The sequence below is a fragment of the Actinoallomurus sp. CA-142502 genome, assembly GCF_050936355.1.
Taxonomy (GTDB): Bacteria; Actinomycetota; Actinomycetes; order Streptosporangiales; family Streptosporangiaceae; genus Actinoallomurus; species Actinoallomurus iriomotensis.
Genome location: NZ_JBNJMY010000001.1, coordinates 5,197,119 through 5,209,591 on the forward strand (window position 1 = coordinate 5,197,119; position 12,473 = coordinate 5,209,591).

The window sequence follows — 12,473 nt, forward strand, 5'->3', positions numbered from 1 at the left end:
TTCCATCCTGTCACGGTGGGGACCGCGGAGGGTCCACGTCGCCCGGGACGTCGGCGGTTACGCTGCCCGTATGCGAGACGATCTCCCCATCTGCCGCACCTGCGGGGCGCAGTACGGCGCGCCGCGCGCCGACTGCCCGATCTGTGAGGACGAGCGGCAGTACGTGGGCTGGGACGGTCAGCGGTGGACGACCCTGGCGGAACTGCGCGAGGCCGGGCACCGCGGGCGGATCGAGGAGGAGGGGCCGGGCATCGTCGGTGTCGGCGCCACACCGCCGACCGCGATCGGGCAACGTGCCCTGCTGGTCCGCGCGCCGTCGGGCAACGTCCTGTGGGACATGATCACCTACATCGACGACGACATGGTCGCCCGGGTGCGCGAGCTGGGCGGGGTCTCGGCCATCGCGATCAGCCATCCCCACTTCTACGGCTCGATGATCGAGTGGGCGCACGCGTTCGACGCGCCGGTCTACATCCACGAGGCCGACCGCGAATGGGTGGCCCGGCCCGACGACTCGGTGGTCTTCTGGTCGGGGGAGACGCATTCACTCGGCGACGGGCTCACGCTGGTCAACGCCGGGGTGCACTTTGCCGGAGGCCAGGTGCTGCACTGGCGTGACGGCGAGGAGGGGCGCGGCGCGCTGCTGTCCGGCGACATCCTCACCGTCGTCCAGGACCGGCGCTACGTCAGCTTCATGTACAGCTATCCCAACCACATCCCCGAGCGCCCGCGCGTCATCCGGCGCGCGCTGCGGCTGCTGGAGCCCTACCCGTTCGAGCGCGTGTACGGGGCGTGGTGGCGGCGGATCGTCCGCGCGGACGGCGTCGAGGCGGTACGCCGGTCGGCGGAGCGGTACCTGGAGCACGCCCTGGACGACGGTCCCGAGTAGGCGTGTTCCGGTGGCGACGCTCATTCGAACACGTGTACGGTTCAGCTGCGACGAGCGGGGTGGATGAGGTCGTCTGGAAGAAACCGTCGCACCCACTCGTTAGCCTGAAGCTGACCTGTCTCGTCCAGGCTCTCAAGGGGATTGCGAATACGCCGTGGCCGACCGTCTCATCGTGCGCGGAGCACGTGAACACAATTTGAAGGACGTCTCGCTCGATCTGCCGCGTGACGCGCTGATCGTCTTCACTGGGCTCTCCGGATCCGGAAAGTCCAGCCTGGCGTTCGACACGATCTTCGCCGAGGGCCAACGGCGTTATGTCGAGTCGCTGTCGGCGTACGCGCGGCAGTTCCTCGGCCAGATGGACAAACCGGACGTCGACTTCATCGAAGGCCTGTCGCCGGCGGTGTCGATCGACCAGAAGTCCACCTCGAAGAACCCGCGGTCGACCGTGGGCACCATCACCGAGGTCTATGACTACCTGCGCCTGCTGTGGGCGCGCATCGGGCACCCGCACTGCCCCGTCTGCGGCCGCGCGATCAGCAAGCAGACGCCGCAGCAGATCGTCGACCGGCTGATGGAGTTCGAGGAGGGCACGCGTTTCCAGGTGCTCGCGCCGGTCGTGCGCGGGCGCAAGGGCGAATACGTCGAGCTGTTCCGCGAGATGCAGACCAAGGGCTTCTCCCGTGCCCGGGTCGACGGCGCGACCGTACGCCTCGACGAGGCGCCGAAGCTCAAGAAGTACGAAAAGCACGACATCGAGGTGATCGTCGACCGGCTGAGCGTCAAGGACAGCTCGCGGCGGCGCCTGGCCGACTCGGTCGAGACCGCGCTCGGGCTGACCGGCGGCACGGTCATCCTCGACTTCGTCGACCTGCCGGAGGACGACGAGCGCCGCGAGCGGATGTACTCCGAGCACCTCTACTGCCCCTACGACGACCTGTCCTTCGACGAGCTCGAGCCCCGGTCCTTCTCGTTCAACTCCCCGTACGGCGCCTGCCCCGACTGCACCGGCCTGGGCACCCGCATGGAGGTCGACCCCGAGCTGATCGTGCCCGACGTGGAGAAGACCCTCGGCGAGGGCGCCATCTCGCCGTGGTCCGGCGGGCACGTGAGCGACTACTTTCTCCGGCTGCTCACCGCGCTGGGCGAGGCGCTGGGCTTCGACCTGGACACGCCGTGGGAGCGTCTCCCGGCCGCCGCGCGCAAGGCCATCCTCAAGGGCCACGACACCCAGGTCCACGTGAGCTACCGCAACCGCTACGGCCGGCGGCGCTCCTACTACACGACGTACGAGGGCGTGATCCCCTACGTCCAGCGCCGCCACTCCGAGGCCGAGAGCGACTCCAGCCGCGAGCGGTTCGAGGGCTACATGCGGGAGATCCCGTGCCCGTCGTGCCAGGGCCGCCGCCTCAAGCCGGTCGTGCTGAGCGTCACGGTCAACGACAGGTCCATCGCCGACGTGGCCGCGATGCCGATCGGCGAGTGCGCCAAGTTCCTGCTGTCGATGGAGCTCAACGACCGTGAGAAGCACATCGCCGAGCGGGTCCTCAAGGAGATCAACGCACGGCTGGGCTTCCTGCTCGACGTCGGCCTCGACTACCTCACCCTCGACCGCGCGTCGGCCACCCTCGCCGGCGGCGAGGCGCAGCGCATCCGGCTCGCCACCCAGATCGGCTCGGGCCTCGTCGGCGTCCTGTACGTCCTCGACGAGCCGTCCATCGGGCTGCACCAGCGCGACAACCACCGTCTGCTGGAGACCCTGATCCGGCTGCGCGACATCGGCAACACGCTCATCGTCGTGGAGCACGACGAGGACACCATCAAGGCCGCCGACTGGGTCGTCGACATCGGCCCGGGCGCGGGCGAGCACGGCGGCCAGGTCGTCGTGTCCGGCACGGTCGAGGAACTGCTCGCCTCCGAGAGCTCGATGACCGGCGCCTACCTCTCGGGCCGCACCGAGATCCCGGTGCCGGCCACCCGGCGCAAGCGGCAGCGGAGCCGTGAGCTGGTCGTCAAGGGCGCGCGCGAGCACAACCTGCGCGGCGTCGACGTGGCGTTCCCGCTCGGCGTGTTCACCGCGGTCACCGGTGTGTCGGGATCCGGCAAGTCGACGCTGGTCAACGACATCCTCTACCTCTCGCTCGCCAAGCAGCTGCACGGCGCCCGCAGCGTCCCGGGCCGGCACAAGCGCATCAACGGGATCGACCAGGTCGACAAGGTCGTCCACGTCGACCAGTCGCCGATCGGCCGCACGCCGCGCTCCAACCCCGCCACCTACACCGGCGTGTTCGACCACGTGCGCAAGCTGTTCGCCGCGACCGCCGAGGCGAAGGTCCGCGGCTACCAGCCCGGCCGGTTCTCCTTCAACGTCAAGGGCGGCCGGTGCGAGGCCTGCTCCGGCGACGGCACCATCAAGATCGAGATGCAGTTCCTGCCGGACGTCTACGTGCCGTGTGAGGTGTGCCACGGGGCGCGCTACAACCGCGAGACCCTCGACGTGCACTACAAGGGCAAGACCATCGCCGAGGTGCTCGACATGCCGATCGAGGAGGGCCTGGAGTTCTTCGAGGCGATCCCGGCGATCCGGCGGCACCTGCAGACCCTCAACGACGTCGGCCTAGGCTACGTCCGGCTCGGCCAGCCCGCGCCGACCCTGTCCGGCGGTGAGGCGCAGCGGGTGAAACTGGCGTCCGAGCTGCAACGACGTTCGACCGGGCGTACCATCTACGTGCTCGACGAGCCGACGACCGGCCTGCACTTCGAGGACATCCGCAAGCTCCTCGGCGTGCTCGGCCGCCTCGTCGACGGGGGCAACACGGTCATCGTGATCGAGCACAACCTCGACGTCATCAAGACCGCCGACTGGATCATCGACATGGGTCCGGAGGGCGGCTCCCGCGGCGGCACCGTCGTCGCCACGGGGACGCCGGAGGACATCGCGAAGGTGGAGGAGAGCCACACCGGCCAGTTCCTCGCCAAGATCCTCGGCTGACCGGAGTCGTCGCCTGGTGCTCGTGGTGCGGAAGAGAAAGTTCCGCACCACCTTGAACCGAACCGTCGATTCCTCCGTGCCAAGGGGGAACGTCCCCGAAACCAAGGAGGAGTCTTATGCCGTTCGAACCGTCCACGCCCGGACCGGAGTCCACCCGCCGGGGGATGCTGGTGGGGGTCGGCCTCGTCGGCCTCGCCGGCACGCTGACCGCCTGCGGAGGCTCGAAGGACGACTCGTCGGCCGACGCCTCCCAGGGCACCGGGAGTCAGAACGGCGGGGGTCAGAGCGGAGGCGGCAGCCTGGGCAAGGCCGCCGACATCCCGGTCGGCGGCGGAAAGATCTTCAAGGACGAGAAGGTCGTCGTGACCCAGCCCAAGCAGGGCGAGTTCAAGGCCTTCAGCGCCATCTGCACCCACCGCGGCTGTCCCGTGGGCTCCGTCTCGGACGGGAAGATCAACTGCCCGTGCCACGGCAGCGCCTTCAACGTGACCGACGGGTCGGTCGCCAAGGGCCCCGCCGACAAGCCGCTCCCGTCCAAGAACGTCACCGTCCAGAACGGCGAGCTGAAGCTCGGCTGACGTCCGAGGCGTCGCGGTCACGGCTCCGACCGGCGACCGCGACGCCCAGGCCTGACCGAGGCTGCCACGCGATGGCCGATCGGCGTGACGCGTCGCTTATCGCGCCGGCCGCTGAGAGCGTCGACGCCGCCGCGGGTCCGGCGCTCGTAGCGCCGTGGCGGCGGCCATCGGCCGATGCGGCGCGTGGCGCTCGGGGCGCGGCCGACCGACTCGCAGTGCTCGGCGACGGCCGCGTACCTGCTCCGCCGGCGCGCGACTCGTCTTCATCATCGGTGTGACCTACGCCATACGGAACGTTCCGATCGTGGGCCTCCTCCTCATGGGTGACGAATCCACCTCATTGAGGAAGCACTGTGACCGAACATTCGATTCGCCGCGCCGGGACACTGATCGCCGCGGTGCTCGCCGTCGACGGGCTGGCCCACATGTACTGGTCGACGGGCCTGACCTGGCCGGCGGCGGACTCCCGCACGCTGTCCTTCGCGGTGCTCGGCTTTCCCGTGCCGTTCACCCCCCAGATCCTGCTGCCGCTGGCCGCGGCGCTGTTCGGCGCCGCGCTACTGGTCCACGGCCGGGTCACGCTCGGCCGCCGGCACCGTCTCGGGTGGCTGCCGCAGGCCGGCACCGTGGCCGTGGCCGCCGGCCTGCTGATCCGGGCCCTGGCCGGTCTGGTCTGGGCGTGCGGCATCGGAGTGCGCACCGGCACCGCGTTCTACTGGCTCAACCTGTGCGCGTACACGCCGGCGTGCCTGGGTCTGGGCCTCGCCGCGGTCACGGTCGTCCGGTACGACGCGAAGGGCCGCTCCTGGCTGCCCTGCACGGTCCTGCCGCTGCTCGTCACGGCGGTGGCCCTGTACGGCGCGTACGGCTACACCCCCGTGCAGCAGCGCGGATACCGGCCCGAGGCGGGCTCTCGGTTCGTGGACACGCCCGTCGCGCGGTTCCACTACCTGCGTGAAGGACAGGGCCCCGCGATCGTGCTCCTCTCGCCCGGAGCCGCCTCGACATTCGCCTGGCGGCCACAGCTGACCACGCTCGCGCGGACCCACACCGTCTACGCCGTGGACCTGCCCGGCCAGGGCTTCACCGAACTGCACGACCACGGGTTCCGCTTCGACCTGCCCTCGATGGTCTCGGCCGTCGACACGTTCCTGGACGCCGTGAGCGTGCGGAGCGCGGTCCTGGGCGGCGACTCCTGGAGCGGCGGGTGGGCCCTGGCGTACGCCCAGCGCCACCCGCAGCGGGTCAGCCGGCTCATCCTGCTCGCCCCCTCCGGCCTGGCCCGGCCCGACGTGTGGAGCTGGGAACTCCTCAAGCCTCTCGTCGTCGGGGAACTCGCCACCAAGGCCGGCTTCGGCAGCCGCGCCGCCGTGGCCGCCGGCGTACGGGATCTGTTCGTCCATCGGGAACGCGTCACGGGCCCGGTCATCGACGCGATGTGGGCGCCCGGGACGCTGCGGGACAACCTCCGTTCGGAGTACCTGCTCGAACGCGGTCTGGACTGGCGGACGACGCAGAACGGCCTCCGGCGCACCCTCCAGCCGACCCTCATCGTCTGGGGAGCGAAGGACACCGTCCTGCCCGTCGCGCAGGCCGCCACGTTCGGCCGGCTGCTGCCGAACGCGCGGGTGTCGGTGCTGGGCGACTGCGGTCACGCTCTGACGCTGGACTGCCCCGACCAGGTCACGGGCCTCATGGAAGACTTCCTCGGTGTCCGATGACGACGCGCGCCTGGTGCGTGCCGCGCAGAGCGGCGACACATTGGCGATGAACGCGCTGCTGGACCGGCTCACCCCGTACGTCGGGCGGATCTGCGCGCCCATCGCCCTCTCCGACGGGGACGACGCCACCCAGGAGGCCCTCATCGCGATCTTCCGGGCCCTGCGCGGGCTGAGGGAACCGGCGGCTCTCTTCGCCTGGGCCCGCCGGATCGCGGTGCACGAAGCCATCCGGGTCGCCCGCCGTGGCTCCCGCTCGGACCCGGCCGAGCTCACCGAGGTGCCGGAGCCGGGAGACCCGCAGCTGGCGGCGGACATCCGCGACGTGCTGACCCGGCTGTCACCCGAACACCGAGCCGTCCTGACGCTCCGCGACGTCGAGGGGCTCGACGAGCACGCCGCCGCCGAGGTCCTGGCCATCCCCGCGGGCACCGTCAAATCCCGGCTGCACCGAGCACGCGACAGCTTCCGAAAGGCGTGGACGTCATGACCGTACGCTGGCCGACCGCCGACCTGGACCCGGTACGCCGTCTTCGCGCCCTGGCCGCCGGCATCCCCGGCGCGCACGTGACCGAACGCGTGCTCGACGAACCGTTCGCCGAGGTCTGGGCGCTACTGGCCGACCTGGAGGGCACCTTCGGCCGCATCGAGCCGGACATGCGCCGGATCCGCGTGATCCGCACGGACGGCGACCGGCTGGAGGCGCGGGCCCGCAGCCGGTTCGGCATGCGAGCCCGGTTCGACGGGACCCTGCGGCCCGGCTGGTGCTGGCTGCAGAGCCGGTTCCTCCTCATCGGCGTCGCCGCCGCGCCGGAGCCGGGCGGCGGCACCAGGGTCGCGCTCACCGGGGGAGTCCGGGTTCCCGGCCGGGCCGCGCTCGTGCCGCTCGGCGTCCGCCGCGCGGCCGACCGCGCCCTCGACCGGCTCACCGCGCTGGCCGCGGGCACGGGCGGCTGAGCGCCGGTTTGTCGGTGGCGACCGGCATGCTCGGGCCATGACCGATGTTCCCGAGGCCGACTACGCGCCGGCACGGAGTGCGGACACCCGCGCCGCGCCGCCGGCGACGGCGGGGGAGACGCTCACGGCGTTTCTCGACCGGCACCGCCGGACGTTCGCGCTCAAGTGCGCCGGTGTCCCGGCGGCGCGCCTGTCGGACAAGGGCGTGCCGCCGTCCGGGCTCAGCCCGCACGGGCTGCTCCGGCATCTGACCGCGGTCGAGCGGTGGTGGTTCGCCATCCAGTTCGCCGACGAGGACCTGCCGGTCTCCGCGCCCGGCACAACGGCCACGCCGACCTCCTGCGCGAGCGGGTCGACGGCGCCGCGGGATACTGGGATGACGACGATCACGGCGGCAGGGGCCGTACCGACCGGGACCGGACCGGCCGACGCGGCCTCCGCCGCCCCCGCACGGCACTAGGCTGACGGACGTGGCAGATCCGGCGACGTACCGGCCCGCGCCTGGCACCATCCCCGAATCGCCCGGGGTGTACCGCTTCCGTGACACGGGCGGCAGGGTCATCTACGTGGGCAAGGCGAAGAACCTGCGTGCCCGGCTCAACTCCTACTTCGCGGACTTCGCCGGGCTGCACCCGCGCACCCAGACGATGCTGCAGACCGCGGCCGGGGTCGAGTGGACCGTGGTCGGCACCGAGGTCGAGGCCCTGCAGCTGGAGTATTCCTGGATCAAGGAGTTCGACCCGCGCTTCAACGTCAAGTACCGCGACGACAAGTCCTACCCCTACCTCGCGGTGACGATGAACGAGGACGTCCCCCGGGTGCAGGTGATGCGCGGCGCGAAGAAGAAGGGCGTCCGCTACTTCGGCCCGTACTCCCACGCGTGGGCGATCCGGGAGACCGTCGACCTGCTGCTGCGGGTCTTCCCGGTCCGCACCTGCTCGGCCGGGGTGTTCCGGCGGCAGCGGCAGATGGGCCGGCCCTGCCTGCTCGGCGACATCGGCAAGTGTTCGGCCCCCTGCGTCGGCCGCGTCACCGAGGAGGCGCACCGCGAGATCGCCGAGGACTTCTGCGACTTCATGGCCGGCGACACCGCGCGGTTCATCAGGGCGCTGGAGAAGGACATGCGCGCCGCGGCGGGGGAGCAGGAGTACGAGCGCGCGGCGCGCCTGCGCGACGACATCCGCGCCCTGCAGCGCGCCCTGGAAAAGCAGTCGGTGGTCCTCGGCGACAACACCGACTGCGACGTCATCGCGCTGGCCGACGACCAGCTCGAGGCCGCCGTGCAGGTGTTCTACGTCCGGGGCGGGCGCATCCGCGGTCAGCGCGGCTGGGTCGTCGACAAGGTCGAGGACATCTCCACCGGCGACCTGGTCGAGCAGTTCGTCCTCCAGATGTACGGCGACGTCGCCGGCGATGCGGTGCCGCGCGAGATCCTCGTGCCGGCGCTGCCGCCCGAGCAGGAGGCCGTGGTCGAGCTCCTCGCCGAGCACCGGGGCGGCCGGGTCGACCTGCGCGTGCCGCGCCGGGGCGACAAGAAGACACTCCTGGAGACCGTCGAGCGCAACGCCAAGGAGGCGTTCAAGCAGCACAAGACGCGCCGGGCGGCCGACCTGACCAGCCGCAGCAGGGGGCTCCAGGAGATCCAGGACGCCCTCGAGCTCGAGCAGGCGCCGCTGCGCATCGAGTGCTTCGACGTGTCCAACCTCCAGGGCACCCACGTCGTCGCCTCGATGGTGGTCTTCGAGGACGGCCTGCCCCGCAAGAGCGAATACCGGCGGTTCTCCATCAAGACCGTCGAGGGCCAGGACGACGTCCGCTCGATCAACGAGGTGATCACCCGCCGGTTCCGGCGCTACCTGGAGGAGACCGAACGCACCGGCGAGCTCGACGTCCTCGGCGAGCCCGAGGAGGGCGGCCCGATCGACCCGGAGACCGGAAGGCCGCGCAAGTTCGCCTACCCGCCCAACCTCGTCGTCGTCGACGGCGGGCCGCCGCAGGTGGCCGCCGCCCAGCGGGCCCTGGACGAGCTGGGCATCGACGACGTCAGCCTGTGCGGCATCGCGAAGCGGCTGGAGGAGGTCTGGCTGCCCGGCGAGGAGGACCCGGTCATCCTGCCGCGCAACAGCGAGGGCATGTACCTCCTGCAGCGGGCGCGTGACGAGGCTCACGACTTCGCCATCCGGTTCCACCGCACCAAGCGTTCCAAGGGCATGATCGTGAGTGAGCTCGACGCCGTGCCGGGTCTGGGGCCGAGCCGGCGCACCGCCCTGATCAAGCACTTCGGGTCGGTGAAGATGCTCAAGGAGGCCGGACCCGAGCAGATCGCCGAGGTTCCGGGCATCGGACGCCGTACCGCTGAGAGCATTGTGGCGGCACTGCACGCGCAGGACGGGGGAACAGGCACATGAGACACAGCACGGCGCCGTCGGGCGGTGGCGCGTGAACACCGCGGCGGCCAACCTCGGCGGCACCCCGCAGGTGCCCGACATCGTGATCGTCACCGGCATGTCCGGCGCAGGCCGCAGCACGGCGGCCAAGTCCCTGGAGGACCTCGACTGGTTCGTGGTCGACAACCTGCCGCCCGGCCTGCTCGCCACCATGGCCGACCTTGCCGAGCGCGGCCAGGGCGCGGTGCCCCGCATCGCCGTCGTCGTCGACGTGCGCAGCCGGGCGTTCACCACCGACCTGCAGTCCGCGTTCGACGAGCTGGAGGCGCGCGGCGCGCACCCCCGCGTGGTGTTCCTGGAGGCCTCCGACGACGTCCTGGTCCGCCGGTTCGAGAGCGTACGGCGCCCGCACCCGCTCCAGGCCGACGGGCGGATCGTCGACGGCATCGCCCGCGAGCGCGAGCTGCTGCGCGAGGTCCGCGCCGAGGCCGACCTGGTCATCGACACCAGCTCGCTCAACGTCCACGAGCTGCGCGGCAAGATCGTGAGCTTCTTCGGGGGCGAGGGCAACGAGTCGAGCCTGCGCGCCACCGTCGTGTCCTTCGGCTACAAGTACGGCCTGCCGGTCGACGCCGACCTCGTGGTGGACTGCCGTTTCCTGCCCAACCCGCACTGGATCCCCGAGCTGCGTCCCCACACCGGGCGCGACGCCCCCGTACGCGACTACGTCCTGGCCCAGCCGGGCGCCAAGGAGTTCCTCGACGCCTACACCGAGGTGCTGCGCCTCCTGGTGCGGGGATACGAACGCGAGGGCAAGCACTATGTGACGCTCGCGGTCGGCTGCACCGGCGGCAAGCACCGTAGCGTCGCGATGGCGGAGCAGCTCGGCGGCCGGCTCCGCGACGAGGGCCTGGATCTTCAGGTCGTCCATCGGGATCTCGGACGGGAATGACACGACGTGGACTCCCCCAAGGTCGTCGCCCTGGGCGGCGGGCACGGGCTGTTCGCCTCCCTCTCCGCGCTGCGGCGGGTGACCGACCACCTGACGGCCGTCGTCACGGTCGCCGACGACGGAGGGTCCAGCGGGCGGCTGCGCCGTGAGCTCGGCGTCCTGCCGCCCGGCGACCTGCGCATGGCCCTCGCCGCGCTCTGCGGCGACGACGACTGGGGGAGCACCTGGAGCGAGGTGGTCCAGCACCGCTTCCTCAGCCAGGGCGAGCTGCACGGGCACGCGGTCGGCAACCTGTTGATCGTCGCCCTGTGGGAGCTGCTCGACGACCCGGTCGCGGGCCTCGACTGGATGGGCCGGCTGCTGCGCGCCGAAGGCCGGGTGCTGCCGATGGCCTCGGTGCCGCTCGACATCGTCGCCGAGGTCCGGGGGGCCGACCCCGCGGCGCCGGAGGAGATCACGCACGTACGCGGCCAGGTGGCCTGCGCCAAGACGCCCGGCAAGGTGCTGAGCGTCTCGCTCGTGCCGGAGGACCCGCCGGCCTGCCCCGAGGTCCTGCGCGCGGTCGAGGAGGCCGACTGGGTGATCTTCGGGCCCGGTTCGTGGTTCACCAGCGTGCTGCCGCACCTGAAGGTGCCCGAGCTGGCCGACGCGCTGCTGCGCACCCGGGCGAGACGGCTGGTCGCGCTCAACCTCGCGCCCCAGCCGGGGGAGACCGACGACTTCTCGCCGCAGACGCATCTGGAGGTCCTGCGCGCCCACGCGCCCGAGCTCAAGATCGATGTGGTGCTCGCCGACCGGAATCTCGTCGATGAGCCCGATGTTCTGGAAAAAGCCGTCCGTACCCTCGGCGGCAGGCTGGCCCTCGCCGACGTCGCCGCGGGAGATGGATCTCCACGGCATGATCCGGCACGGTTGGCCCAAGCGTTCGCACAGATCTTCGTCAGCGGCCACGTGACGCGGCGAGATTCGGCGAGACTGCCCTGACGGAGTTCTACAGGGGGAGGATCACATCAATGGCGATGACCGGCGTGGTGAAGGACGAGCTGAGCAGGCTGTCCGTCATGAAGCCGTGCTGCCGCAAGTCCGAGGTGTCGACGCTGCTGCGCTTCGCCGGCGGACTGCACATTGTGAGCGGCCGGATCGTGATAGAGGCCGAGCTCGACACCGGAGCCGCGGCGCGACGTCTGCGCAAGGACCTCGCCGAGGTCTTCGGTCACACCTCCGACGTGGTGGTGCTCGCGCCGAGCGGGTTGCGCAAGGGCAACCGCTACGTCGTACGTGTCTTCCGCGACGGTGAGTCGCTGGCCCGCCAGACCGGGCTGATCGACAACAACGGCCGCCCGGTGCGCGGCCTGCCCCGGCACGTGGTCGCCGGAGCCGCCTGCGACGCCGAGTCGGCGTGGCGTGGGGCGTTCCTGGCCCACGGGTCGCTGACCGAGCCGGGCCGGTCGATGTCGCTGGAGGTGACCTGCCCCGGCCCGGAGGCCGCGCTGGCGCTCGTCGGCTCGGCCCGGCGGCTGCGGATCCACGCGAAGGCCCGCGAGGTCCGCGGCGTCGACCGCGTGGTCGTACGCGACGGCGACGCGATCTCGGCGCTGCTGACCCGGCTGGGCGCCCACGACTCGGTGCTCGCGTGGGAGGAGCGCCGCATGCGCCGTGAGGTGCGCGCGACCGCGAACCGCCTGGCCAACTTCGACGACGCGAACCTCCGCCGCTCGGCCCGCGCCGCGGTGGCCGCCGGCGCCCGGGTGGCCCGCGCGCTGGAGATCCTGGCCGACGACGCCCCCGAGCACCTCGTGGCGGCCGGCCGCCTGCGTCTGGAGCACAAGCAGGCCTCACTGGAGGAGCTCGGCCAGCTCGCCGACCCCCCGCTGACCAAGGACGCCATCGCCGGCCGGATCCGGCGGCTGCTGGCCATGGCCGACAAGCGCGCCATGGACCAGGGCATCGCCGGCACCGAGGCCAACGTCACCGCCGACATGCTCGCCCCCTGATCCCGG

Annotated in this window: 11 protein-coding genes; all 11 read left to right on the top strand. The window is 71.4% G+C overall.

All coding sequences use genetic code 11. The annotated features are described in order from the left end of the window. Positions 1-70: 70 nt before the first annotated feature. The 11 genes from ACQEV1_RS24740 to whiA all read left to right on the top strand — a co-directional run bounded on the left by ACQEV1_RS24740 (position 71) and on the right by whiA (position 12,467). A complete protein-coding gene (locus ACQEV1_RS24740) occupies positions 71-889 on the top strand; it encodes a hypothetical protein (RefSeq protein ID WP_285636591.1) in 819 nt (272 codons plus the stop codon). A gap of 154 nt (positions 890-1,043) precedes the next feature. Further along, on the top strand, positions 1,044-3,881 hold the full coding sequence (gene uvrA, locus ACQEV1_RS24745) for an excinuclease ABC subunit UvrA (RefSeq protein ID WP_285636594.1): 2,838 nt from the start codon (positions 1,044-1,046) through the stop codon (positions 3,879-3,881). A 116-nt stretch (positions 3,882-3,997) separates the two neighbouring features. After that, positions 3,998-4,459: a Rieske (2Fe-2S) protein gene (locus ACQEV1_RS24750; protein WP_285636596.1), complete on the top strand. Its 462-nt coding sequence runs from the start codon at positions 3,998-4,000 to the stop codon at positions 4,457-4,459. 353 nt (positions 4,460-4,812) lie between these two features. Then, the gene (locus ACQEV1_RS24755) at positions 4,813-6,180 is read left to right on the top strand and encodes an alpha/beta fold hydrolase (RefSeq protein WP_433396405.1); all 1,368 of its coding nucleotides are present in this window, start codon (positions 4,813-4,815) and stop codon (positions 6,178-6,180) included. Beyond that, positions 6,170-6,667, top strand: a complete 498-nt coding sequence (locus tag ACQEV1_RS24760) for an RNA polymerase sigma factor (RefSeq protein ID WP_285636602.1) — start codon at positions 6,170-6,172, stop codon at positions 6,665-6,667. The genes ACQEV1_RS24755 and ACQEV1_RS24760 overlap by 11 nt, the downstream gene beginning before the upstream one ends. Next, complete coding sequence (locus ACQEV1_RS24765; protein WP_285636605.1) at positions 6,664-7,134, top strand: hypothetical protein; 471 nt, start codon at positions 6,664-6,666, stop codon at positions 7,132-7,134. Before ACQEV1_RS24760 ends, ACQEV1_RS24765 begins: the two co-directional genes overlap by 4 nt. Positions 7,135-7,171: 37 nt before the next feature. Continuing rightward, on the top strand, positions 7,172-7,594 hold the full coding sequence (locus tag ACQEV1_RS24770; protein WP_433396407.1) for a DUF664 domain-containing protein: 423 nt from the start codon (positions 7,172-7,174) through the stop codon (positions 7,592-7,594). 10 nt (positions 7,595-7,604) lie between these two features. Continuing rightward, entirely contained in the window at positions 7,605-9,542 is a 1,938-nt protein-coding gene (gene uvrC / locus ACQEV1_RS24775; RefSeq protein ID WP_285636607.1) for an excinuclease ABC subunit UvrC, read from the top strand. Between the two features lie 31 nt (positions 9,543-9,573). Next, complete coding sequence (gene rapZ / locus ACQEV1_RS24780; protein WP_285636609.1) at positions 9,574-10,473, top strand: RNase adapter RapZ; 900 nt, start codon at positions 9,574-9,576, stop codon at positions 10,471-10,473. A 6-nt stretch (positions 10,474-10,479) separates the two neighbouring features. Then, positions 10,480-11,457 carry a gluconeogenesis factor YvcK family protein gene (locus ACQEV1_RS24785; RefSeq protein WP_285584084.1) on the top strand — a complete coding sequence of 326 codons (978 nt, stop codon included), beginning with the start codon at positions 10,480-10,482 and terminating at the stop codon, positions 11,455-11,457. 29 nt (positions 11,458-11,486) lie between these two features. Beyond that, complete coding sequence (gene whiA / locus ACQEV1_RS24790) at positions 11,487-12,467, top strand: DNA-binding protein WhiA (protein ID WP_285584085.1); 981 nt, start codon at positions 11,487-11,489, stop codon at positions 12,465-12,467. Positions 12,468-12,473 lie beyond the last annotated feature (6 nt).

Coding starts and splice junctions, on each gene's coding strand:
- ACQEV1_RS24740 (WP_285636591.1), top strand. CDS start 71: ATGCGAGACGATCTCCCCATCTGCCGCACCTGCGGGGCGCAGTACGGC.
- ACQEV1_RS24750 (WP_285636596.1), top strand. CDS start 3,998: ATGCCGTTCGAACCGTCCACGCCCGGACCGGAGTCCACCCGCCGGGGG.
- ACQEV1_RS24765 (WP_285636605.1), top strand. CDS start 6,664: ATGACCGTACGCTGGCCGACCGCCGACCTGGACCCGGTACGCCGTCTT.
- ACQEV1_RS24770 (WP_433396407.1), top strand. CDS start 7,172: ATGACCGATGTTCCCGAGGCCGACTACGCGCCGGCACGGAGTGCGGAC.
- whiA (WP_285584085.1), top strand. CDS start 11,487: ATGGCGATGACCGGCGTGGTGAAGGACGAGCTGAGCAGGCTGTCCGTC.